We start from the raw sequence: 22603 nt of genomic DNA, 5'->3' as shown, positions 1-22603 counted from the left end.
AACACAGTGGGACACGACCCACGCCGCCGACCACTGAATGGCCGGGGGCACATAATTCTGCGCTGAGCCTGCTGGCCCTCCGGCTGGATTGTGGCACAGTCGATTCCGCGCAGACGGATACCGAAAGCGCATCGGTGGCAGTCGGAGGAGGATCCGACCACACTCATGGCCCGAAGCGATAGGGGGTTCCTATGGCGGAATGGCGAGCGATGACCAATGCCGAGACCGTAGACCTGGCGACCCGGCTGTGCTCATTTGAGTGGTTTCTGTGCCCCGGAAAGGGGAGTCCGGAACCAGTTGAACCTCGACTTGCTGAAGGCAGGTGCCCGCTATTGGGCACCCGCCTTCGCCATGTGTTGCCCCCGAAGAGCGCAGTGAGGGGAGTCTGCGGCGGTCCTCCTCTCCGTGGCAACCCGCCCTCGATGGTGTCCGACGGAAGGCCACCGAGGAAGCTTTCAGCCGTCCTTGGCCATCCGGGCGAGCAGGTGTCGCCGACTGGTCGGGGTGAGCCCATCGACCATGTTGGTGGTCTGCTGTGTTTGGGCACGGGCGCGCTCGAGGTGCGTGCGGCTTCGTGCTGAGAGCCCCGTCGGATTCGGGGGCGCGGTCGCGACTAGGGCGGGCATCGCCAGCAGGCGGATCGCTTCGGCGATATCGCTGTCGGTCATGCGCCAGGATCGCCCGGCCTTGCGGCCCGGCAGCTTCCGGGCGCGCAACTGTGCCCTGAGCCAGTCCTCGGAAGGCCCACCGATCCGCGCGACCGCGTACTCCAGGGAGTGCGTCATCGTCTCGCCGACATCAGCCTGCTCACGGGGTGCGTCGTTCACAAGCGCAGACAGTACGACGGCCAGGTGGTACCGACGTCATCGCCGCGGCGTGTCGGATCCCCTCCGCGTGTGGACGCGGCCGAAGGCCGCCGCCTCATCGTGTGGATTCGTGCGTTCGATCTCCAGGTGTTGATGCGTGCTGGCATCCTCGACGCAGCGACCGGCAGCTCAACCCCAAATAAGGGCGGTGATGTGGTGCGAAGGACCCCCATATCGATACGGCAGAAGTCCAGCAGATCAGCTACAGCGTGCACCAAGCGTACGAGGCGACCGGCATAGGCGAGTCCACCCTCCGCAGTCTTGTCCGGCAGGGACACCTCGCGGCGCGGTACTACGGGTCGAGGGTGCTGATCGACGCCGAAAGCCTGCGGCGGTACTACAACTCACTTCCCAGCGAGAGGCAAGTCGACCGCGAAGTCGCAGCGAATCGCGGCATGCTGTGACCACCGAACGGAACGCCGCTGTCGGTTCTGCCTCGTACTCAGCGCACGTGAATCCCGCGATGCAGACGTGGATCGACGAACAGAAGAAGACGTTCAAGCCCGGCGACCTGTACGCGGCTATCAGTTCGATGCGAACCTACAGTCGGGCCGACCGCAGACATTGTGTCGAGTGGCGAAGTTCGTCAAGCGACGAGAACGACGCCGCGACCGACCGAGGACGCTCTGAGTGACTGCATCGCCAGTGTTATCGGCGAATCGATCGCTTCGCCACGATCCCACCTCCGGTGGATCGACCTATCGCGCGGCGGCGCTCCTGCGCGACAACCCTTGCCTTCTCGAACGGGGTATTGGCTCCTGTCGTCTGAGGCTTCGGTGCCGGACTCTTCGTGGGTGATAGCTGCCCGACCGCAGCGCCCTTCGATGTCTCGCGAGGCCGTGGCCGTTCTTTCTGTCCGCCTCTACCCGACACGCTGTCAGCTACTCGTACTGCGTCGACTTGGCTTGCTGTGTCGCGTATTTCGCGATCGTATTGGTTGTGTCGAACTTCGATGCTTCCTGCCGGAACGAGTGTTTGCTGGTTACGCGGGTCGCAGTCGATGCAGAGTTTCGTCACCTCGTCGGCGGCGGTGTGGGCGATGTAGCGGTACTCGCCGCATTGAGTGCACCAGTCGTTCAGGGTTGACGATTCGGCGGTGAGTGGGGCTGGTTCCGGTCCTGCGGTGGTGTTGGCCTTTACCCAGGCGCTGATGATGGGGCGGGCGTGGCGATCGGCGTAGCGCCATTCCTGTCGGAAGATGCCGCGGTCCTCGGCAGTGAAGTGTTCGGCGAGGTAGTCGAGTCGAGCGTGTACTTGGTCGGCGAGCGTATGGCCTGAGGGGAGTTCGGGGAGCCCGGGGCGGCCGAGGCTGCGGCATTCGCCGCACAGTCCGTCGTCGCCGTGGCCGTCCTGGACCCGTTCGGTGTGCCGGTCGATTGCTGCGCGTTCGAGCCTGCAGGACACGCACAGCGTGGTGGCGACGTGGGTGAGGACGTCGATGTCGTAGTCGTGGCGGTCGATGATGGGTTCGGATCGCGGTGTGCCGGGTTCGTCGCGCTCGTCGCGCGCGAGGGCCTTCTCGTAGTCGTCGACGACCTTCGCATTCGGATTGCGGACTCGGCGGCCCGGCTCGACCCGTCGATCTGGTTCGGTTCGTGTCTTGACCTTGCTCGCCCGGGTCGCGTTCGTTCTATCTCCTGTAGCTGCGAACGATTGCGCTGGGGTGTTCGGTGGAATGTGTTGGCGTTCATTGGCTTTTGGTACGCAGGCTTCGATCAGGGGACGGAATTGCTCGTTGTCTCGCCAGAGTTTGCGGAGCTTGGTCAGTGCCACGGCGTGGGTCTTGAACCGGAGGGTGTTGGCGATCTCCACGATCATTGCCCATGTTGGGTCATCGGCACCGCTCTGTAGTTGGCGGAGTTGTTGTTTGGCGGTGCGCAGGTCTTGGGCCTGGACGAGGGTGCGGATCGCGCGCAGGGACTCGGAAGGGTCCGGTTGCGTGGGTGTGTTCATGTGAGGACCTCCTTGCCTGGTCACAGCCGTCGTCGGTGTTGTCGGCCCGGCTTGGGCTGCTGCCTGCGCTTGGCCCGTGGCGGTTTGGTGGGTTCTGGTGCTGGCGTGGGCTTTTCGCTGTCCGGGGTTTCGGTCAGGTTCAGGTGGTTCGCGTCCCGGCTCAGACCGCTGTGTCGCGGGATCCGTGTGCTGGACACGGCGGGGTGGTGATCTCGCCGCAGGGTGTAGGGCGTGCCGGTGCGGACGGCGTCACGAAGTTGTCGCACGCAGGTCAGGTCGTGGCGTAGTGCGTGGAGATCGTTGTCGAGCTCGTGGAGCCGCTGCCTGATGGTCTCTGGCACCGTCACCGGGTTCGGTGATTGTGGTGTCGCGACGTCTGGGGCTGTTGCGGCGGCGAGCAGCTCGTTGCAGGTGCGATAGGTCCGTGGTGGAGTGTCGTAGGTGATCGTGCGGCCGTCCGTCGCGGTCTGCGCGTGTTGGAGGTACCAGCGGTCGCCGTCGAAGCCGATGGCGGTGAGTTGGTTCGGTTGCGTCGGGTCGGTGTAGGTCAGTGCGAGCCCGTGGGTGGTCATGTCGGCGAGTCGGCGCTGGGCGTCGGTGACGGCGTCGTCGAGCCATGTGCTGGCCCGTGGCGCGATTGTCCAGTCGGGGCCGTGTTCGCCGATGCTGCGCCGTATGTCGTCCAGGCGTGCCTCGACGAGGTCGGGCACCTCGTCGCCGTCGGGTTGTGGTGCGGCGGTGTGGAGTCCGGCCCGGCTGGTGTGGTCGGTGATCTCGGTGCGGAGGTCGTCCGCGTGGAGGTGGTGTTCGTAGCGGCGGCCTATCGACCAGGGGTTGCGGTGTTCGAGCAGGGTGGCGCGGTAGGCGTCGCAGAGCACGTCGTAGCGCAGTTCGTCGAGCCAGGAGTGTGCGCTGGGGTCGGCGGGAATCGGTGTGGTGCCGAGCAGTTCATCGATGCGGTGGAGCTGGTCAGTGAGTTCGGCGGCGGTGAGGCCGGTGCCGGTCATCAGCGGTCTGGTCGCGGCGCCGGTGACCGGGTCGGGTCCGGTGACGGTCACATCGACGAAGGCTCGCGGGTCGGTGTCTCCGGCTCGGGCTCGCAGCCAGCGGCGGGCAGTCGACCAGCTGGGCAGCGACTCCCACATGGTGGTGTTGCCGGCGGTTCGGTAGCTGGTGAGGTATCCGTAAGTTTGGTCGACGCGGTCGGGAGTATATGGGTCGTAGGCGATCCCGAGGTCGATCCGCCGCGATTCGACCAGCTCGCCGGCCAGTAGTAGGTTGCGGATCTGGATGGGGCTGGCTAGATCGGTGGTGCCGCTGCGCTCGTAGTCGCTGGCGATCCGATCGAGTCTGTGCTGCATGGATTGCGGATCTGTTTCCCAGTCCGCCGCTACGGTGACCAGGTGGTCCCAGTGGTCTTTCCATGGCGAGGGCGCGGTGGCCCATCTGGTTGTGACGATGTCGATTTCGCGGGTGAGCAGTTGCCGTTCGGTGTCGCAGACGATTGCCCAGCCGCGCATCCGGTTCATTCGGTGGTAGTGGCGGAAGTCGGTGCGCAGGGTGTCTTCGTCGTAGTGCCCGTCGTCGGCATTGTGTCGGGTTTCGGCCATGGTGGGGCCTCCTTTGTGTCGGTCGAGTGGTGTGCCTCCTCGGCGGTGGGGTGCGTGAGCGGGGTGCGGTGTGGTCGGGTGTGGTTCACGGGGCGGCTGATCGGCGGCGGGATGGGGGGCATGGCGTCGACCGAGGTGTTCCAGATCCATTGCGCTAGCGGGAGATCCGGATTGGGCTGGGGTGGCGGTCCGTGGGTTGTCGCGCTGGTGAGGTAGCAGGCGGTGGGTGGGTCGGTGTCGGTGAGGATCAGCGAGGCCAGCGGTGTGGCCGCCGACTGGTTGTAGCGCAACGTTTTGGTGAATCTGCGCCGGTGGGAGATCAGGCTGGCGAGCAGCGTGTGCTCGAAGACCGATTCGAACGGGATCCAGTCGGCGCTCACATTCATCACCGCGATGCGGTCGGCCACGGCGACTCCCGCCGCGGTGACGCCGAAGGTGAGCAGCGCGATCAGTTTGGAATCCGGAATAGCCTGCCGCAGTGCGAGTTCGGTGGCGTGGGTGCGCCGCAGAGCGGCGGCGGTGTCGGCTTCGACGATGAACGGGCAGTCCGGGGCGTGCTTGATAATCAGCTTGTGTCGTCCGAATCGAGCTGGCGTGAGGTCTTTGACCTCACCGAGCCCGAGCATGAGCCGGCGCGTGGTGGTCGTGCCGGTGAAAGGCGCGAAGACCGCGCTGCGGCGCGCGGCGATCTCGTTCTTGTCGGCGACGGTGAATGGTTCTGGCAGCCAGAGCAGTTCGGAGAGTTCTCTGGATTTCGTCGTCTTCGCGTGTGCGGCGAGGTAGGTGTGGCGGCGTATCGCGGCCCAGTTCCGGCGGCCCGCCATGGCGGGCACCCAGCGAACAAAGCCTGCGTCGTCCCACAGAAGGTGAAGCACCGCACGCAACGTCAGCTTTGCTTCGTCGATGTGCTCGTCCGCCTCGGTTTCAGCACAGGGATCGCTCGTCGTGGCGGCTGCCCGTGCCGGGCGGTGGGTGAGCGGGAAACCCAGGGTGAGTCGGGTCAGGCCCGTATTGGGTTGTTCACGGATCGCGGTGCCGATCAGCGGTGCCAATCCGGTCAGTTCGGCCGGTGGGGCATACGACGAGCAGCCCGGCGCGTGGTGGGGTCCGGTGCCAGGCATCCTTTTGAGCACGTAGCGTCCGCCGACGCGTGCCACGTACATGTCGACGCCACCGGTTTCGCTTGCGCTGCACAAACATCGGGGCCGCTGCGACCGGTTGCGGTGCACAGCGGCCAGCAGCGGCTGCAGATAGTCGTCGCCGATGCGAGCTCGGTCGATGACCTGATCGTCGATCGCATACATACCGCTTCACCTCCCGGGCTCGGGTGCCGCGCTGCGCGGGGGCCAGCTGGCGAGTTGTTCGTCGAGGTAGTCCTGCACACCGGCGTGCACAGGCTGCGGGTGAGCGTGGTAGCGGCAGTGGTGTGGGCGGCAGCCGGAGAAGTCGCTGATGCGGGTGAGGCGTTCGATGGTCGGCCACAGCCATTGGGTGTGCCAGGCGGTCATGTCCTCGCGAGGCAGATCGACGGTGTCGGGGTCGCACCAGTAGGCGGCGGTGTGGGCGGCCATCAGGGCGGTGAGTTCCTCGACGACCGGCTCGTGGCGGTACCAGCACGCCGGGACCCGGGAACCCAGCTGATAGCGGCGCCGCAGCCATTGCGCCCATTCGATCAATTCCGTCCACAGCAAGGCCGCATCGTGCTGGTCGAGGTCGCGCCAGCGGTACCGGCAGGGCTCCAGCCGCACAGTCGGGCGAGCCACGTCCTGATCATTGTGTGCCGCTTCATCCTTCATCGTCGTCCTCCGTCCCGAATGCCGCGTGCGGCGTGATGGGGTTTACGCCCGGCGACGACGTCGTCGAACGCCTCGATGGAGCGGTTCACGGCGGCGCACCAGGGCGGGTGTTCCCAGACGCTGGGCAGTCGCAGCACCATGGCGGGGGCGTTGCGGTAGATCAGCACCGCCTGATCGGTGGCCAGTTCCCGGATTTCGTCGGTGCGCAGCACGGTGTCGTCGTGCAGGGCGTAACTGCGGGAGCCTTGATGCAGGGTGGCTTCCCAGCGGCGGCGTTCCCCGATCAGTCGTGACAGCGCCGAGAGTTCCTCCACGCCACGGAGTCCGGGCAGCACGAGCATGGCGGGCGCGGACTGCGACAGCACCTTGCCGCCTTCGGTGCCCCACCGCAGTTCGTTTTGGTCCTGGTTGTGGGCGAAGGCCCACACATTGATGCCTTTGCCGCCGGAGTCGGTCATGATCTGCGGCAGATCAGGAATCGGGGCAACGTTGTTCATCTCATCGAGCACCAGCCGCACCGGCGGGTCGAGCCGTTTGCCAGGTGCGCGTTGGGAGGCCCGGTCGGCGACATAGTGGACTTCCGCCGCCAGCGCCGCCACGAAAGGTGCCATCGATCTCGTGGTGCCCTTGGATACCAGATACAGGGTGTTCGCCCCCGACAGCACGAATTCGGCGACATCGAAGGACTTGTCGATAGGCACGTCCACTGCGGCCAGCAGGGTCGGGGAGGCCAGGGGCTCGAGTAGTCGCGCGGCGGCGGCGAGGACGTCGTCGCTGGATTCGCTGGCCGAGGACTGGATTTGGTCGAGTTCGCTGGCCCAGTCGGGCATGGACTCGGCGAGGATGTCGACTGCGGTGTGGTTGGTGCGCGCCGAAACCCACACCCGCACTTCACGAATGGAGAGCCCGCGCAACGCGGCCGCGTGCAGGCAGCAGCGCAACATGGTCGCGGCCTTCTGCTCGAAGTAGGCGCCGTTGCGAGTGCCCTCCAGGGGCATAGCGCGGGCCAGGGCGTCGGCGCGACGGATAGCGGTGTCCGGGTCGGCGCAGCCGGTCAGGATGGACCAGGCAATGCCGTTCGGCCAACCGGTGAGATGTTCGGGATCGAACACCGCGATCCGACCACGGGCCGCACGTGTGGTGAGGGTGGCCGCGACCAGGTCGGCTTTGGTGGTGGTGGCCAGCACGAACCCGGGTGCGTCGATGACGCGCTGCCAGGCCACGCGCCAGGTTTTGCCCGCGCCGGTGGGGCCGTGCACGATTACTCCGTCGCAGTGCTGCAGCCACACGTGCCGTCGCGGCTGATCGGCCAGCGCGCCGATGTCGATTGCCAGCGGCGTGTTCGGTTTCTGTTGCCGCCCAATTCTTCTCATCTCATCCACCGCCTCCGCCTCCAGCGATGCCGGTGTCGCGGCGAGGTGTTGGCCGCCAATTGCGGGTATTCGCGGGTGGCCTTGTCCACCGCGGCACGGTGATCAAGACCGACGACGCGTAGGTCGGTCGCGCTGGCGAGTCCGTTGCGGCGGCGGTGGCGGACATGCTGTGTGTAGAAGTCGCTCGCGGCGGAGATCCCCACACACCACACGGTGGCGACCGCGACGATGCATAGCCATGTCAGCCATGCCGGCCCCGGTCTCGGGTCATTCGGCCATGCTGCGGCCGGATCGGCAGGGTTCATTGCCAGCAGTACTAGCGTCGCCGACATATGTTCGGGGGCAACGATTCTTGCACCGTGGCCGCTGATCACTCCCGATACGGCGCCGCCGCCGAAGACAGCGACCACCACGACGGCGACGCAGTGGCTGGCGAGCAGCATCCCGGCGGGGAGGAGTGGTTCTCGCTGCCCGGGTGCGGGGATGCGCTGTCGCGGATTCACAGCTGCTCCCCAGCGTCGTGCTCGGTTCGCGTCCGGGCGATGTCGCCGATCGACAGAGTCCCGGTCTCCGGAAAACCTTCAGTAGCAGTGAACCCACGGGAGTTGCCGGTAATCGCGGCGTCGGTGTCAGTGAGGGCGATTTCAGCCGGGGTGCGGATGTGGGTGACCAGGATCGGATCGCGGGACCCGATCTTGACCAGGGCTTGCCCGCGGCCCAGCCGCATCAGCGTGTCCTCGGTGCCGGCGGGCAGCCGGTACATTCGCACGGTTTCGGCGGCGTCGTCGGCGCGGGCTTGGCCGAACATCACCACGATCGACGCCTCGGCCATCAACGCGCGCGCCGGAGAGTCCAGGGGTGTGTCGGCGGGGTGGTGGAAGGCGCTGACCGTCGACAGGGCCAGGCCGCGTGAGAGTTTGGAGTTCGACCGGAACACCTCACCGGTGGAGCCGACCGCGACGTGCCAGCCTTCCTCGACCACGAGGATCGTTTGTTCGTGCACTGCCGAGCGAGCCGCCAGCTTGTTCGCTAACCAGGTGTTGGCAGTGGTCATCACCACCCGCAAAGCCGGTCCGTCGGTCGGTAGCGCGGACAGGTCCATATGGACCAGCGGATGGGTCTCCAGCGCGTCGCGCACGGCCGGGCTGGTCGGGGCATCGACGAGGCCACGCAGATCGCGGTCGGCCAGCCGCAACAGCGCCAGGCCGGGTTCCAGGCCCCATTCCAGGGCCCGCTCGCTCCAGCGGTCGCCGAATCCATGTCCGTCCTCGGCGTGTGGGTCCAGTAGCCGCATGGCCAGTTCTCGGATCACCGGGTCCCTGTCCTGTGCGCGGGCGGCGGCGTTGACCAGCCCCAGACCTGCACCGACTGCGGCCTTTTCCCGTTCATCCAGCGCGCGGCCCATCGCGTCGGTCAGCACGGCCAGCACCAAGGCTTCCTGCCCGGCGGGGACGACACCGTCGAGGCCACCACGACGTTCACCGCCCGCGCTGATCGCCGGGTCCAACAGATTCAGTCGCGCACCGGCGCCGCCGGTGCGGAACCGGATGCTTTCCGCGCCGAGGGCTTGGGCCAGGGGTGTGTATTCTCCGCGGCCGGCTTGGGGTTTCTTGTCCAGCACCACGACTTGGCGGCCGGCGACGAGCTGGCGTAGCACGCACACGGTTTTGATCCAGGAGGATTTGCCGCGCCCGATATCGCCGATGACGCACACGTTGATGCCGGAGGTCTCGGTGCCGTAGGCGGCGAACGCGTCGACGATCTCGAGTTCGCCGGAGATGGTGTTCAGTCCGGCGAGTACGCCGTCGTGGCGTACGCGGCGGCGGCTGGTGGCCAGGTTCCAAGCTTCGGCTTGGCGGGTGGTGCTCCACGCACCTTCGCTGCGTGGCTCGTACCAGCCGTGACGGTCCAGCCACCGCGACCGTCGCGGTGATCGGTTTCGGTGCGTCGTGCTCGCGCAGGGTTCGGTCGCGTTGTCGTCGGCAACGGATGGTCGCGTTCGGAGTCTGTGGCGTCGTAGCGGCATGGCGAGCACCTCCTCGCTTATCGGGTGTGCGGGGTCGCGGCCAGTCCCCGCGCCAAGGGCAGGGTGGTGAACATCGCGACATCGTGATCGCCGGAACACCAGTCGATTTCGGTGATCGCGGATTCTCCGGCAGCTTCGGTGACGCGCAGGCACGCGCGATCGAGGTCGTCGGGCCCGCGGCCGGTGACGGCGATGGAAGCGGTGTAGACGACGCCGTGGTGGCCTGAGCCGGGCATGAGGTCTTGGCGGCGGCGTTCGGAGGCGTCGGCGAGGACTTCGGTGCTGCCGTCGTCGAGTTTGCCCTTCTCGCGTTCTTTGGCTTTGCGGGCTTGGTCGGCGGTGACGTCGCCTTTGGTGGCCGCGCGGGCGCGGTGGGCGGGCACGAAATCCATGCGGACGCTCAGGGTTCGGATCGTGGGCGTCGGGGCTATGTCGTCGTCGCCGGGATCGGCGTCGACTCCGGTGAGCAGCGGCGCCAGCCACAGCGGTCCCAGTGCCACGGGTTCGATCGCGCGGGGCCGGATGTGCCCGACCCGGGTCCACCAGCGTGGGTCGGTGCCGACGGCTACACAGTCGCGGCCACCGATGTAGCTGGGCCAGCATGTATTCCAGGTGGCGTTGCGATGGCGGTCGATCGCGAAACTCGGATCCAGCAGGGCGCGGATGACCGCGCACATCCGCCGTTCCCCGAGCACGTCCACCCGGCCCATCCCAGCCATGGCCAAAAGCCTGGTGGCGCGCTCGGTTTCGTCGCGCACGACTTGGGCGATACCGCCGGCGATGGGTGCGTTCTTGCTGCGGGCCAGCCGTGCGGTGTCGGCCATGAACGCCTCGGTCTGCGGAAACCGCAACACCACGAACGTCCGATGTTCTTCGGCGAGCGGGGCCAGAGTGTCGATGAGCGTGCCATAGGACTCGACCGCGGGCAGCAGGCGAGCATCACGCAAGCGTTTGACGCGGGTGTGCGCCCAGCGGGTGTGCCGCGTCATGTCGTGCGGGACGCTGCGATGCAGCAGTTGCAGGCCACGTACGTGCGAGCTGGTGCGCGCCATCTGCGCCAGGAACGACCCGAACGCCGCCGACATCGCCGCGTAGGCGGCATCACCGCGCAGCCCGTCGGCGATGCCGTCGACCGCGACGGTCACCGAATAGTACGGGCGCTCACCGGGATTAGCGGTCCGCACGATGAACATGTCATCCAAACCTGTACCGGCTACAGCCAGCGGCGCGGTATTGCCCAACGGTGGCGGGAATGCCCATCCGGGATCCAGTGCCGGGTCACCGTGGGCCGGGTCGTCAGGGTTGCGGTAAGTGTGTTCCCCACGGCGGGTTCTGCTCCAGTTGCGCAGGTCGTGTGCGCGGCGCGCGGCCAGCGACGGTTTGTCGCGCCATTCCATGGTGGTGGCGAACACCACGGCCAGCAGCGCCAGTGCGGTGGCGATGGTCCAGGCTTGTCCGCCGCCGAGTAGGTAGATCGCCAGCGCCGCACCGATACTGAGTGCCCACGCGGTCAGGACCGGTCGTGACAGGCCCAGCCAGCTGCGGCGCGCGATCTCCCCGCCCAGGATGCAGGTGCGCATGGCGGTGCTCATTCCCCGCTCCCGGATTCGGCGTCACCGGGGGCGGATTCGGCGGTGCTGCGCGCCTTGTTCAACGCACCCGAAGCCGCTTGCGCGGCAATCGGAGTCGCTACCATCGCCGCCTTACCCATGCCCCGCGCGGCGCTGCCCAGCCCCGAAGTCACTCGGCGCGCCGCACCCGTACCACGGTGGGTCCGTGTTCCGGCGTCGGAGCCGAGAGAATCGGCGAACCGCGCGGCTGTCGGCGATCCCGCCGAACCACCATCCCCGTCTCGAGTACCGTGCGAACCCGACCCTCCTCCGCCGCCCCCGCCATCGCCTCCACCACCGGCGGGGAGCCGTTCGCTGCCTCCGTGGCGGCCCGTTGCTCCGTTGCGGCCGGGTCCGCCGCGGCCGGTCCACCACATGGCGGTCCCCGCGCCGCCGATCGCTCCGGCCATCAAGGAGCTCGATTGTCCGAATCCGGCCGAATCCGCGCGCGAGGGCAGCAGCGGCGCGTACCGCAGCAGCGACCAGGGGGCGAGTCCTACCACCAGGAACGCGACCACGACCAGGCACAGTTGCCCCAGCGCGCCGAGTTTCCCGTCACCGCCTTCGGTCATGGCGGAGTTGAGCAGCCCGGTCACGGTGCCCAGCAGCAGGAACAGCAGGGGTTTGGAGAATACGATCGCGATGAACACCAGCACCGGGCGTAGCGCCTTCTTGCGCCACTGCGGGTGCACCCACATGCCGAACCCGATCCCCGACGCCACGGCCAGCATCGGCAACGCCACCTGGTGCATGAGCAGCCCGAAGAACACCGCCAACGCTCCCGCGATCAACAACAGGAACAGGATCAGACCGACGAGCACGCCACCCGCGAGATCGGTGGCGGTGAGTTCTCCGGTGAACAGTTGCAGGTTGGTGATCAACTCGCCCATGTCGGGACCGACCGTGCGGGAGATGGAATCGGACGCGTTGTTGGCGACGGTGACCAGCAAGGTCGCGAACATCGGCGCGAACAGCATCAGCACTATGCCGGCGGGCATGTAGCCGAACAGGTCGCCGCTGATGGTCTTGATCGTTTCGCCCTTCGCGGCGGCGCGCCACAGGGCGAGCAGTGTCATCGCGCCCATGACGATGATGCCGATCCCGGTGCTGTAGGCGTACCAGCGCAGGAACCAGTCCGCGCTCGGGTCGAAGCGGCCGACGCTGGCCAGGCCGTCGAGCACGCGGGCGGACAATTCGACCGCGCTGTCTCGGGAGCTGTTGGCCCAGTCGTCGATCACGCTCTGCGGATCGGTGACGAACCGCGCCACCGCGGCACCTTTGTCCCACGCCCACGCGAACCCTCGGGCCACGGCTTGGCCGCCCGCGTACTGTGCTTCGAAAGCGCCGTCGGTGAACTGCTGGATGCGGTCGCTGAGGCTGGTGTTCGCATCGATCCATACCGCCGTGCCGCCGAACAGGTTGCCGACCGCGCGATTCCACGCCAGGCACCGGGTCTGATCGCCGGTAGCCGGGTCGGAGTTGTCGCAATCGACGAAGAAGGCGTGCGAGCAGTAGCTGAAATGCACGGCACACGGTTGGATCCACGCCTGGTCGGGAACAGAGCGATCGCCGAGTTCTTTGCCGATCTCGACCATCGATTGCGCGTCCGGGCGCGGGGACCATTCGAACCCCCACGTATTCCACGCCGAGCCGCCCGTCCACCGCTGCACGTCGTCCGCGCAGGTCGGCTCCGGAAGCCGATAGTCAGAATCTCCGGCGGGAAATACATTGGGCAGCATCTCTTTCGGCGGCTCAGACCGCTCGGCCACGATGCGGCGTGCGATGCTGGCCTCACCGGGTGTCAGACCGGCTCCCAGCATCACGGTTTTCTGCTCGTCGCTTGCGGTCCAGTACATGAGCCGGTCCTCGACCGGCATGACCGCGTTCACGTACGCGCCGATATCGCCGCCGCGGTCGGCGCAGGCCCCGGAAAACCACGGCGCGGCCCGGAATTCGTCGGTCCCGTCCACGTATCGGCGCAGATCGTCCGGAAAACCTTCCGGCAGTGAGCCTGTCGCCGCTGCCGGTGGTGTGGTCGGCTGGGCGAGGGCCGGACCGGCGGTGCTCAACAGTGCGGCCACGAGTGCTGTCATGGCGGCCAATCCGGCGATGACCCGTCGTATCCTCATCCTGTTCACCGCCTGTCAGTTCACGTAGAAGCTGTAGTAGCCGGATTCGAAGGTTCCGTTCAGCGGTGACCCCGTGTCGGGGGCCACGGTCTGCTCCGGTGTCGGACCGACCTGGGAGACAAGCTCTTTGGCTTTCCAGTCCTCGGCCTCCCACACCAGCGACACGGTGTGGGTGGCCCACGCGGTGATCACCGAGACCCGGTCGCCGTCGCTGATCGCCGCGCGCGAGACCGCGACCGTCCACACCGTCACCCGCGCCGAGAACGGGGAGAATTCCGGGACCGACACCGCGGCGGGAACGAGGTTGACCACACCGCGGTCCGGTGCGCGGTTCGCGCCGATGCCCAGCGACCGCCGCAGTCCCGGCCCCGGATCGCGCGCGACGATCGCGTGTTCGACCGTGGCCATCCGGAGCCGGCCCTGCCCGGCCTGGGTCAGTGCTTGGATCGTGTTGACTGCTGCGGTCGCCGCACCGGCCCGATCACGCGAATACCCGACCGGCACACCTTCTGTGGTCGCAGTGGGGCCGTGAGCTACGCGCACGGTGTTCATCGGATCGGGGTCACCGCCCGGTTGTGGACTGCACGAGTGGGCCGCGAGCAGCCCTACCGCACCCACCGAGATCGCCACCATCGCCGCGATCAGCCACCGCCGCGACAGCATCCGCCGCGCCCGAGGCTCCTTCTGCCCGGTCGACTGGTTGGGGGTGGGTGCGTTGACCGATTCCGGTGTCAGAGCAGCGAATCGATTCCTGTGCTTGTACATCGCTTCGACCTCCTGTTTCGGTCGTCTCAACCGCCGACGACGAACAGCACGGTGGCCACGATCGGGGACGCGAGCCCGACCAGGCCAAGGGAGACCAACGCGTCCTGCAGCTCTTCGCTGCCTTCGGCGAGGTCGTTGGTGTAGCCACGGGACTTGGCGCGTTTGACCTTGAACGCACCGACGATCACCCGCACCGCGGCCCCGATGACGACCAGCGCCCACAGGAACGCCACGATCCGTTTCCACGACGCATCCAGTGCGCCGTCGAACAATCCGAAATCCGGTTTGATGCCACCCAACGGATTCGGTATCTGCGCCGATACCGGAGCCGCCGCCACGCAGGCCAGCGCCACCGCACCTGCGCACACCGCACTGACGCTGACTACTGCCTGGATACACTGTCTGGCACGAGTTTTCGTGTTCATCGTGATGCCACCTCCTTGCTGGGTGATCACGCCACTCACCAGCCCGGGTCGAGGTCGTCGACCGTGGTAGCCGGGGCGGGGATACGGATCTTCTGTGTGCGCGAGAGCTGCCCCTCCCGCAGGGCATAGGCCAACAGCCGATGGTGGGCCGCGTCGTCGGTACCGCCCGCCCAGCGGGCCTCGGGAACGAAGCCCGATTCCATCGGAAGGTGACGCGCGACAAGGTTTTCCGCGACGGCGTCGACGACGGTCGCGGTGACTTCAGTCCATGCCCGCACCGAGTGGCGTGCCAGCCGTGTGAGTACGATCCGGTCACCGGAGGCCAGTACCGGATCGAACGGCGTCCGTACGATCCGGGTAATGCCCGCCGCAGTCAGGGTGTCGGCGACGTCCCGGCATTGCGGTCCGGCGTCGCACAGGGCGATCACCGCCCGCGACGCCAGCTCCTCGTACCCGTCCTCGGCGAGCCCGTCGAGCAGGCGCAGAGCCGAGACGATCACGTCACGGCGGCCGATCACCGGCACCACCAGCTGGGTGGCATGCGCTATCGCCCATCGGAAACCGTCGGCGCGGTCGTTGGTGCCGGTGTCGATCACCACCATTTCCCGATGCCGACGCAAGACGGCCAGGATCGCGGCGCATTCCTCGCGGCCGACGCAGACACTGCCGCCGGGGGTCTGGTCCGAGGCCAGCACCTCGTCCAGGGTGGGCTGGCGTTGCAGAAACCGCGCCAGCCCCGAGGCATCGGTGTTGGCGGTGCACAGCTCCCGGGCATGTGCCAGGACGTCCCACACGGTGTGCTGACCGGGGCAGCGCGCGGCACGGGCGGCGAGGGTGCCGCAGGATTCGTGTGCGTCCCACGCCACCACCCGGCCCCCGCGATGGCGGCCGAGCAGCGCCGACAGCAACACCGTCGCCGGGGTTTTCCCCGATCCGCCCTTCGGGTTGGCCACCACGATCACCGAGGTGCCCGCCAGCGGCTGCCGAATGCGTTCCACCGCTTGCCGATACGTCACTTCCGGGCTGCGGCGGCGTGGACGGACCCACAATCCCAGTGCGTTGACCCGGCCGCGCCACCCCCACTGTGCGGGGTCGGTGTGCACGCCGGGGGCAGGTTTGAGCAGCATCGCCAACCGTGCTTCCCGCACCGCGGCGATCTCATCCGCGGACGGTTCCGCAGGCCCACCCAGGCTCGCGGCCCCGATGCCGTAGGGGTCGTCACCGTCGTCCCGGTCGGTCTCGTCCTGCTCCTGTGTCCGCGGTTCGTCGCTGTCGGCGCCGATACCGGGGCCACCGTCGTCGCTGCCGATGCGCAGGCGCTGGCGCCGCAGGTCCACCGGCTGCTCAGCGCTGTAATCGTCGCGCTCAACACTCTCGAGTTCGGTATCCATCACGAACCCTCCTTTCCCAGTTGCTGTGCGGGCGTGCCATTTTCGCCATGCGGGGCCAGGCGGCGGGCTCTGCGTGCGGAACACGGGGCAGCTCGGTAAGACCGTGGACTGCTGTGGTGGCCGGATCGGTAGTGGCGTCGATAGCTTGTGCTGGTGGTGTCACCGGTGAGTGCGTAGCCGGCCGCCCATTCGGGGACGGCTTTGACGTAGTGCTGTGTTTCCGCGTTCTGGCACACACCGCCGGCGTCGAAGGTTCCGCCCGGCCCGCAGTTGTACATGCTCAGCCACAACTCGATGAGGTCACCGCGCAGACGGCCGTCTGCCACACCGGATTTCGCGATCTCTATCAGGTCGCAGCTGTGTCGGGCCGCCGACATCACCGCGTCCGGTATCGAGGTCACCTCGATGCGACCGTCGCCGTCGCCGTCGATGCCGTTCGACGCCCAGGTGCCGGGCATGAACTGCGCGGGACCTGCTGCGCCGGCCGGGGACACCGCGAACCGGTTGAATCCTGACTCCTGGCGCAGCAGGCCACCCAGCAGCGGTGCGGTGATCTCCGGGCACGTGCCTGCCGCGCGGCGAATCCACGGTTCGTATTCCGGCGGCACCACGCCTGGTCGTAGCTCTGGCCCCGGTGCCGCGACGGCGACCGGTTCGCACCCGGTGTCGAAACCCGCGGCGGCGGCCCAGCGCAGCCGTGCCCGCGACGACACCGGCCCGTCGCGCCGCTCGGCGGCGAGGGTGGTGTGCGTGGTCGAGGTGGGGGCGCCTGCGCGTTCGAGCCAAGCCATTGGGTCGATGCGGTCACCGCCTTGCAGGCGACCGCCCGGCACCACCTCGAAATGCAGGTGCGGGCCGCTCGATATCCCGGCCGACCCCACCGCTGCGATCCGCTGCCCGGCCGACACCTGGTCTCCGACAGACACATTCACGTCGTCGTCGAATATGTGTCCGTACACGGTGGAGAGCCGTTGCCCGTCGAAGTCGGTATCGACGATGATCCAGTTGCCGAAACCGTCCGCCGGACCGGCCGCGGTCACCTCTCCATCGGTGGCGGCCAGGATCGCAGTGCCTTGTGCCGCAGCCAGATCCACGCCTTGGTGGAACTCGCCCTCCCTGGGGCCGAAGCCGGAAGACACCGAGTAGGTGCCCTCCGGTAGCGGCATCACCACGCGCGCGGTCGGCTGTCGCACAGGCCGGGGCATGTCCGGCAGGCACCCGTCGCGCTCCGGTGCTCGGTCGCCGGACCCGAGGATCAACGCGGTCATCGCGACAATGGCCACGACCGGCACGAGCACCGCCCACGGCGCGGCCATCACCGCACCACGACGACTTGGCGGATGCGGTTGCTGAACCAGTCGGTCAGCCACACCACCGCGGTCCGGCCATCGGAGTCCACGACATAGTTGCCGTAGTCCTGATGCACACCCGACAGCAGGAACTCCACCGCCTCCAGGCCCTCCGACAACAGCTGTCCCACCGCATCCGCGCCGTCCTGGCCGCCTCCGGCGGAGGCGACCAGAGTCCTTGCGGCACTGGCGATGTCGGTGCTTGTGGTGTCTGAGGATGTCGTCGATTCACCGGTCAGGGTCTGCACCGCGAGGGTGGCGAATCCCAGTGCGGTGGGGGCGAATTCCAGCAGCCGGGCACCGATGGCGAGGAGATCGCCTCCCGCGGCGATGGTTTCGGCCAGCGCCCACACGTTCTCCTGGAGCCGCCCGACCTGTGACGCCAGCTGTTTGACGTCCAGATTCGCGAGAAGGCCGACCAGTATCGAGGCGACCTGCGCGGTCCCGGTGGTGTCCGGGATCATCGCGATCAACCGCGACACCGTATGCAGGTCGACGCCGTCGGCCAGCGCCACCAGCGGCTCGAACAGGGTGTTCACTTCCCCGATCACCCCGTGCAATGCACGGACCTTGCCAGGGATGTCGGTCGCGGGATCGCCCAGCACGCCGAGCATCCGGTTCAATGCGTCGACCAAGGCGGGGATGTCGACCGCGAACTCCAGTCCGTGATCAACCACGTTCATCAGCTGGTCGAACACCACCGACGGTTTGAGCACCGCCAGCACCTGCGCGGCCTGGGCGATGGTTTCCGATTCAGTCGAGGTGACCGCATCGGTCAGTGGGGTGACCGAGTCGGCGGCCTGCGCCGCGGTGGCTGCCGCGGTATCGGCGGCGTGGGTCTCGGCCAGGCGGAGTCCGACCTGGGCCAGCGAGTCCAGCGCAGCGCCGATGTTCGACTCGCGCAGGCCGTCGAGGATTCCGGCGGCGGCTTTCTCCGCGGTGCCGTCGGCTGCCTGGTCCAAGCGTGCGCGTGCCGAGGGATTGTCCTCGACCCAGTTACCGAGCGCGGCCAGTGAACCCAGCGAGTCGGTGACAGTCTTGGTAGCCGACCCCAGTTCGGTGCCCGAGGTCGAACCGAGTTGTTCGACGGCGGTGGGCAGCTCGGTGATATCGGCAGTGGACAGGTCCGTGGTCAGTGCGCTGGCGAGGTCGTTGTGCTCGACTCCTGCTTGGGTCAACGCCTGCCCGATACCTGCGGTGATCGGGTTCTCGGTGGCGTTGGTGGCGCAGTATTTGTCCCCGGTCGCGCAGATCTCGGCGGTCACCGCCGACAGCGCGCAGAACCCGCTATCGCGGGGGCCGGCGATGCCTTGCCCGTCGACCTGCGGGCCGACGAGTTTGCCGCCCGCGGTGCCTTGTCGCGGATCAGCGATCAGACCGACAGCCAGGACACGATCGGCGCTGACGGGGTCGCCCGAGCATCCGGCCGAGGCGGCGACATCGCCCATGGCGTCGGCGCCTTGGCTGTATCCGGCCAGGACAAATTTCGTTGCCGGGCAACGAGTCGCTGCGTCACCGATGACCCGCCGTGCTGCGGCCACGCCGGTGTCTTTGCTGTCGCCGTAGGCCATGCCGTCAAACGCGGCCGCTGCATACGCCGGGAATCGGAACTCGAAATCGCCGCCGTACCGCTCGGCGAGCGTCGTCGCGACCGGGGCCAGCAGCCCCACGGCGCGGGTTTCGTCGGCTCCGGTGTTCGTCTCCCAGGTCCCCGGCAGGAACACCCCCATCACGGCTGGACACCCGGACTCGCTGCTGGCCAGTGCCGGGGCAGCCAATCCAGGGCATGCGGTCAGTGCCAGTCCAGTGGCCCACGCCGCGGTCAACGCCACCGTCACAGGCCAACGTCGTGTGCGGTCGCTGCGGCCACGGCTCCTCCTGAACAGGTCGCCGATCCTCATCGCCGCTGCTCCTGTGCGGATTTGCGTGCCCGGATCCATTCCTCGACCACCGACGCTTCGAGGAAGATCGGGGCGTTCGCGGCGTCACCGCTTTTCCAGGCACGCGAATACAGGGGATGCCCTTGCGCACGCAGATGCCTGATCCGGTCCGGTGAATGTCCGGTCCGTTCGCTGATCTGGTGAATATTCAGGACTCGATCACGGCCCATACGGCCGCAGTAAATACACGGTTTATCTGTCACCGCGCACCTCCATTCCACCTGCCGGACGCAGGGCTGAGCATGCGACTCTCGGCCAGGAAATATCGTCGCCGGATTCTCATCACCCGTTTGGTTGACGGCAGAGTCGATCCCGCACCCTGAATTGCGTCAGCTCCAAACGAAAGCGCAGCAACGGGGCGGAAATTGTTTGTCTGAATTCGAGGGCAGCTCACGACTGCCCGTTGACCGTATGGGCTTACGAGCCGAAATAATCGCGCAATCGAGGGATGGTCCGCATTATTCGTCGTCGAGCATCCGGGGAGGCCTGGCACGGCGGCGCCATCGCAATTCGCGGTCGATCATTTCATCGTAGAGTCGCTCGAATCGCTCGCTCAGCGCCGGGTCCCAGACCAGTACTGGCCGGTCGGTGCCGGGCCGATGGGATCGGCGGCACCCGTGGTCGAGGATCTTCATCGCATCATCTCCCATCCGACCCGTCGCCGATCCGGGATTGTCGCCAATCTGCCCGGAATTCATCGAGGGTCTCTCAGGGTTTACCGTGCATTCCGTGAATTGCAGCACTCGGTCATCGCTCGACTGGGGCGCAGGGGAATGTTTGGTTATTCATCCGGTTCCGCACGGCGGGTGCCGGGAGTGACCTCCGAAGAAGGTCTTACTGAATAATTTAGCTCATTCTAGATGTCACGGCAAGGAAATTTATCGTACTGTTCGGATAGATTATGGTTTCTGCGGGTATTTCATGGCATTTCGTTGGCTCATGCAGCTTCGTCCGCTATTTCTTCACACCACGGGCAGTGGTCGACAACCGAGGCTGGTACGGGTGCGACCACTTCGATGTCGACCAGTGCCTGTGGTTGATCGCCGGTGATGATGCGCGTCCACCGTGATTCCAGGGTGATCCATTGATCGGACGGGTCGAAGCGGACCCGCGCGCAAATCCTGGCATCGGCTCGGGTGCCGACACGCATCTCATGGCAGGTTTCGATGATCAATGCCTGATCGGCGGGGTGGAGCAGGGGGCGGTGGTGTCGCCACCCGCCTATCCGGTCGCCCTTGTTCGCTACCCAGTCGTGCACGACCATCGAGGAGAGGTCGATCAGGGCCACCGCATGTCCCGGAAGTATCGGCGTGTGCTTGAGCGCGCTAGAGTACATGTCCGGTTTCGCCGGTGCGCTCTCGGAATTGGTGATATCGCATACCACCGCGCGCAGGCTACGGGTGATTCCCTGCCCCGACGCGCGTGCTGCGATATGGAGCCGGTGAGTTGTACCGTCGGCGAAAGTCCTTGTTGCGCAGCCGATCCAGGAATCGACGGGGTTGTGCAGGCTCAGTAGGGCGAGGAAGTCGGATCGGTCGTCGAAGCGATCGAAACGTGACAGCATCTCCGGAAGGACCAGCCCCTCGGGGAACTGGCCGTCGAACAAGATCGCCCGAGCGGTGGGGCATGCGGCGACCACGACCGCAGCATCGCATTCGACGATCCCGACTGCCGGTAGTGGTGGCATCGGCTCCCCGGCAGCGCCTGCCCACAGGGACACCGCCCGGGTATCGCCGTAGGGTCCTGGTACCGGGACGGCGACGATCTCCATCGGCGCGCCACAAGCCATACCAGCTCGCTCGGTGACCATCCGGCGCATGGCGGCACAACGCGCGATCAAAGGCCCGAGCCGCTGCGCGATCCCCAGACCCGGGGCGATGGTGACACGGTGAAGGTGCGCGAACTTTCGCGGCCTCCCACTGTCGAGCACCACGGTCGGATCCTGCCCGCTGCCATTGAGTCGTTCGGCGATCGCCCAGTACTGTGGCGCATGGTCGTGGGCTTCGTGCGAATGCTGGCATCGGTTGATCTGCGTCGGCATATCGACCGGCGACACAGGACGTGGCGACTCGTTGTCTGCCGAGTCGGATGAAGGGGCGGCCATCTCGTTATCTCCATTGGAATGCGCGCGGATGAATTGCGGATCGATCCACAAGGGGTCGTGTGCTGGTTCGTGGCTATTTCTGCGCGGTCGCTCCTCAGGACTGCCCAACTCGGATAACCCCGGACTGTTGTCGGCCGATGCGCCGAGGTAGTACGCGGTGGCCGCCCGGATAAACGCACCGAGCTCACCCCGGAACTGCATCGGCCGGGACTGGCATTGCGCTGGCAACCCGGTTCTCGTCATCGGGCCCATCTCCTCTCCTGGCCTGGTGTGATCATCTGTTGTCTGAATTCGACTCGCCGGACGGCGAGGTGAGAACGGATGATCGCCCGGACGAACACCCGGAGGAATGCCCGGATGATCGCCCAAGCGGGTGTCATCGGCCCGCGCGTTGCCCGGCGGCGTGTCAGACTGGCCGCTGTGGGGATCACAGATATGGCTATGCGCCTGTTCGCGGCTCAGCTCGGCCATCCCCGCGGCGTCCCCGGGCGGGTTATTGGCTGGGTGCTCAACCGCCGCAATCACGGCCCGATCACCGGCAGTCTCGCCGCGCTCCAGGTCGCGCCCGGCGAGATCGTCGCCGATGTGGGTTTCGGCGGCGGCCTGAGCCTGCGGTTGCTGTTGGAACAGGTAGGACAACACGGCAGCGTGTACGGCGTGGACATGTCCGCCACCGCCATCGCCGATGCGCGCCGCCGCTTCCGCGGGCCGCTGCGGACGGGTCGGCTGCGTCTGCTGCGTGCGTCGATGGACCGGATTCCCTTGCCGGACAGCAGTGTCGACGCCCTGGGGACGGTGAACACGATCTACTACGTGCCGGACACCGCGTTGGCGGCGTCGCTGGGTGAGCTGGCGCGGATATTGCGGCCGGGCGGGCGGCTGGTGCTCGGCCTCGGCGACCCCGACTACATGGCCGAACTGCCCTTTTCGGTCGGTGTGCTTCGCCTGCGGCCGGTGACGGCGATCGTCGACGCCCTGGCGGCGGCCGGGTTCACCGTCACCGCGCACACCCGGGTTGGCACAAGTTACCGAGCCTTCCATGTCCTGACCGCCGAGCACTCCGCAGGGCTCTAGCCGCCGGGGGCCGCCACCCAGCCGGCTGTTGATCAGTCCGAGCGCGGACGAGGTGGCCTGCAGCACCGCGGACAGCGCATTGCGAGTGGATTTGGCGGGCCAGCAGATCAAGCCCCGCTCCAGTCGCGAGACGTAATCGGCGTCGATAGCGACGCGGTTTCCGGTCTCTCGCCAGATATGCGCGCACAGCAA

The 22603-nt window shown here is 67.0% G+C and carries 20 protein-coding genes; 2 read left to right on the top strand and 18 right to left on the bottom strand.

Annotation, left to right across the window (positions count from 1 at the left end):
• Nucleotides 1–455: 455 nt before the first annotated feature.
• Nucleotides 456–827, bottom strand: a complete 372-nt coding sequence (locus NU1_RS14995; RefSeq protein ID WP_067521824.1) for a hypothetical protein — start codon at nucleotides 825–827, stop codon at nucleotides 456–458.
• 248 nt (nucleotides 828–1075) lie between these two features.
• Here NU1_RS14995 and NU1_RS44220 point away from each other — a divergent pair, with 248 nt between their 5' ends.
• Nucleotides 1076–1270: a helix-turn-helix domain-containing protein gene (locus tag NU1_RS44220; protein ID WP_067521822.1), complete on the top strand. Its 195-nt coding sequence runs from the start codon at nucleotides 1076–1078 to the stop codon at nucleotides 1268–1270.
• Between the two features lie 244 nt (nucleotides 1271–1514).
• On the opposite strand, the gene NU1_RS14980 is transcribed toward NU1_RS44220, so the two are convergent.
• From NU1_RS14980 to NU1_RS14900, 17 genes are all read right to left on the bottom strand, one after another.
• Entirely contained in the window at nucleotides 1515–2819 is a 1305-nt protein-coding gene (locus NU1_RS14980; RefSeq protein ID WP_067521819.1) for a hypothetical protein, read from the bottom strand.
• 20 nt (nucleotides 2820–2839) lie between these two features.
• Complete coding sequence (locus tag NU1_RS14975; RefSeq protein WP_067521817.1) at nucleotides 2840–4429, bottom strand: hypothetical protein; 1590 nt, start codon at nucleotides 4427–4429, stop codon at nucleotides 2840–2842.
• Entirely contained in the window at nucleotides 4345–5733 is a 1389-nt protein-coding gene (locus NU1_RS14970) for a DUF1173 family protein (protein WP_067521815.1), read from the bottom strand. The genes NU1_RS14975 and NU1_RS14970 overlap by 85 nt, the downstream gene beginning before the upstream one ends.
• Before the next feature lie 6 nt (nucleotides 5734–5739).
• Entirely contained in the window at nucleotides 5740–6225 is a 486-nt protein-coding gene (locus NU1_RS14965) for a hypothetical protein (RefSeq protein WP_067521811.1), read from the bottom strand.
• Complete coding sequence (locus NU1_RS14960) at nucleotides 6222–7598, bottom strand: type IV secretory system conjugative DNA transfer family protein (protein ID WP_067521809.1); 1377 nt, start codon at nucleotides 7596–7598, stop codon at nucleotides 6222–6224. Before NU1_RS14960 ends, NU1_RS14965 begins: the two co-directional genes overlap by 4 nt.
• Nucleotides 7595–8101 (bottom strand): hypothetical protein, encoded by a 507-nt coding sequence (locus NU1_RS14955; protein WP_067521807.1) that lies wholly within the window; start codon nucleotides 8099–8101, stop codon nucleotides 7595–7597. Before NU1_RS14955 ends, NU1_RS14960 begins: the two co-directional genes overlap by 4 nt.
• Nucleotides 8098–9624 carry a putative type IV secretion/conjugal transfer ATPase gene (locus NU1_RS14950; RefSeq protein ID WP_157552274.1) on the bottom strand — a complete coding sequence of 509 codons (1527 nt, stop codon included), beginning with the start codon at nucleotides 9622–9624 and terminating at the stop codon, nucleotides 8098–8100. Before NU1_RS14950 ends, NU1_RS14955 begins: the two co-directional genes overlap by 4 nt.
• 17 nt (nucleotides 9625–9641) lie before the next feature.
• Nucleotides 9642–11216: an SCO6880 family protein gene (locus tag NU1_RS14945; RefSeq protein WP_084521416.1), complete on the bottom strand. Its 1575-nt coding sequence runs from the start codon at nucleotides 11214–11216 to the stop codon at nucleotides 9642–9644.
• A complete protein-coding gene (locus NU1_RS14940; protein WP_067521803.1) occupies nucleotides 11213–13363 on the bottom strand; it encodes a hypothetical protein in 2151 nt (716 codons plus the stop codon). Before NU1_RS14940 ends, NU1_RS14945 begins: the two co-directional genes overlap by 4 nt.
• 15 nt (nucleotides 13364–13378) lie before the next feature.
• Complete coding sequence (locus NU1_RS14935) at nucleotides 13379–14128, bottom strand: DUF8175 domain-containg protein (RefSeq protein WP_067521802.1); 750 nt, start codon at nucleotides 14126–14128, stop codon at nucleotides 13379–13381.
• A gap of 26 nt (nucleotides 14129–14154) precedes the next feature.
• Nucleotides 14155–14496, bottom strand: coding sequence for a hypothetical protein (locus NU1_RS14930; RefSeq protein WP_169815061.1), 342 nt, complete (start codon nucleotides 14494–14496; stop codon nucleotides 14155–14157).
• Between the two features lie 92 nt (nucleotides 14497–14588).
• Entirely contained in the window at nucleotides 14589–15944 is a 1356-nt protein-coding gene (locus NU1_RS14925; RefSeq protein WP_067521800.1) for a MinD/ParA family ATP-binding protein, read from the bottom strand.
• Entirely contained in the window at nucleotides 15944–17260 is a 1317-nt protein-coding gene (locus NU1_RS42225) for a M23 family metallopeptidase (protein ID WP_067521798.1), read from the bottom strand. The genes NU1_RS14925 and NU1_RS42225 overlap by 1 nt, the downstream gene beginning before the upstream one ends.
• Nucleotides 17260–19131 (bottom strand): cutinase family protein, encoded by a 1872-nt coding sequence (locus tag NU1_RS14915; RefSeq protein WP_169815060.1) that lies wholly within the window; start codon nucleotides 19129–19131, stop codon nucleotides 17260–17262. Before NU1_RS14915 ends, NU1_RS42225 begins: the two co-directional genes overlap by 1 nt.
• 59 nt (nucleotides 19132–19190) lie before the next feature.
• Nucleotides 19191–19436, bottom strand: coding sequence for a hypothetical protein (locus NU1_RS14910; protein WP_157552270.1), 246 nt, complete (start codon nucleotides 19434–19436; stop codon nucleotides 19191–19193).
• A gap of 255 nt (nucleotides 19437–19691) precedes the next feature.
• Nucleotides 19692–19976, bottom strand: coding sequence for a hypothetical protein (locus tag NU1_RS14905; protein WP_157552268.1), 285 nt, complete (start codon nucleotides 19974–19976; stop codon nucleotides 19692–19694).
• Nucleotides 19977–20170: 194 nt separating this feature from the next.
• The gene (locus tag NU1_RS14900) at nucleotides 20171–21337 is read right to left on the bottom strand and encodes a GAF domain-containing protein (protein WP_157552266.1); all 1167 of its coding nucleotides are present in this window, start codon (nucleotides 21335–21337) and stop codon (nucleotides 20171–20173) included.
• Nucleotides 21338–21757: 420 nt separating this feature from the next.
• On the opposite strand from NU1_RS14900, the gene NU1_RS14895 reads away from it, so the two are divergent.
• Entirely contained in the window at nucleotides 21758–22411 is a 654-nt protein-coding gene (locus tag NU1_RS14895) for a class I SAM-dependent methyltransferase (protein ID WP_245720134.1), read from the top strand.
• Nucleotides 22412–22603: the final 192 nt, after the last annotated feature.

This window comes from Nocardia uniformis NBRC 13702, assembly GCF_001613345.1.
Classification (GTDB): Bacteria; Actinomycetota; Actinomycetes; order Mycobacteriales; family Mycobacteriaceae; genus Nocardia; species Nocardia uniformis.
The sequence above is the reverse complement of the archived record's forward strand: the minus strand, read 5'-3'. Positions and strand labels throughout refer to the sequence as shown.

What these genes read in the sequence shown, in the direction of transcription:
- NU1_RS14940 (WP_067521803.1), bottom strand. Translation starts at nt 13,363, where the DNA reads ATGAGGATACGACGGGTCATCGCCGGATTGGCCGCCATGACAGCACTC.
- NU1_RS14970 (WP_067521815.1), bottom strand. Translation starts at nt 5,733, where the DNA reads ATGTATGCGATCGACGATCAGGTCATCGACCGAGCTCGCATCGGCGAC.
- NU1_RS14900 (WP_157552266.1), bottom strand. Translation starts at nt 21,337, where the DNA reads ATGGCCGCCCCTTCATCCGACTCGGCAGACAACGAGTCGCCACGTCCT.
- NU1_RS14980 (WP_067521819.1), bottom strand. Translation starts at nt 2,819, where the DNA reads ATGAACACACCCACGCAACCGGACCCTTCCGAGTCCCTGCGCGCGATC.
- NU1_RS14960 (WP_067521809.1), bottom strand. Translation starts at nt 7,598, where the DNA reads ATGAGAAGAATTGGGCGGCAACAGAAACCGAACACGCCGCTGGCAATC.
- NU1_RS14965 (WP_067521811.1), bottom strand. Translation starts at nt 6,225, where the DNA reads ATGAAGGATGAAGCGGCACACAATGATCAGGACGTGGCTCGCCCGACT.
- NU1_RS14950 (WP_157552274.1), bottom strand. Translation starts at nt 9,624, where the DNA reads ATGCCGCTACGACGCCACAGACTCCGAACGCGACCATCCGTTGCCGAC.
- NU1_RS42225 (WP_067521798.1), bottom strand. Translation starts at nt 17,260, where the DNA reads ATGGCCGCGCCGTGGGCGGTGCTCGTGCCGGTCGTGGCCATTGTCGCG.
- NU1_RS14925 (WP_067521800.1), bottom strand. Translation starts at nt 15,944, where the DNA reads ATGGATACCGAACTCGAGAGTGTTGAGCGCGACGATTACAGCGCTGAG.
- NU1_RS14935 (WP_067521802.1), bottom strand. Translation starts at nt 14,128, where the DNA reads ATGTACAAGCACAGGAATCGATTCGCTGCTCTGACACCGGAATCGGTC.
- NU1_RS14945 (WP_084521416.1), bottom strand. Translation starts at nt 11,216, where the DNA reads ATGAGCACCGCCATGCGCACCTGCATCCTGGGCGGGGAGATCGCGCGC.
- NU1_RS14975 (WP_067521817.1), bottom strand. Translation starts at nt 4,429, where the DNA reads ATGGCCGAAACCCGACACAATGCCGACGACGGGCACTACGACGAAGAC.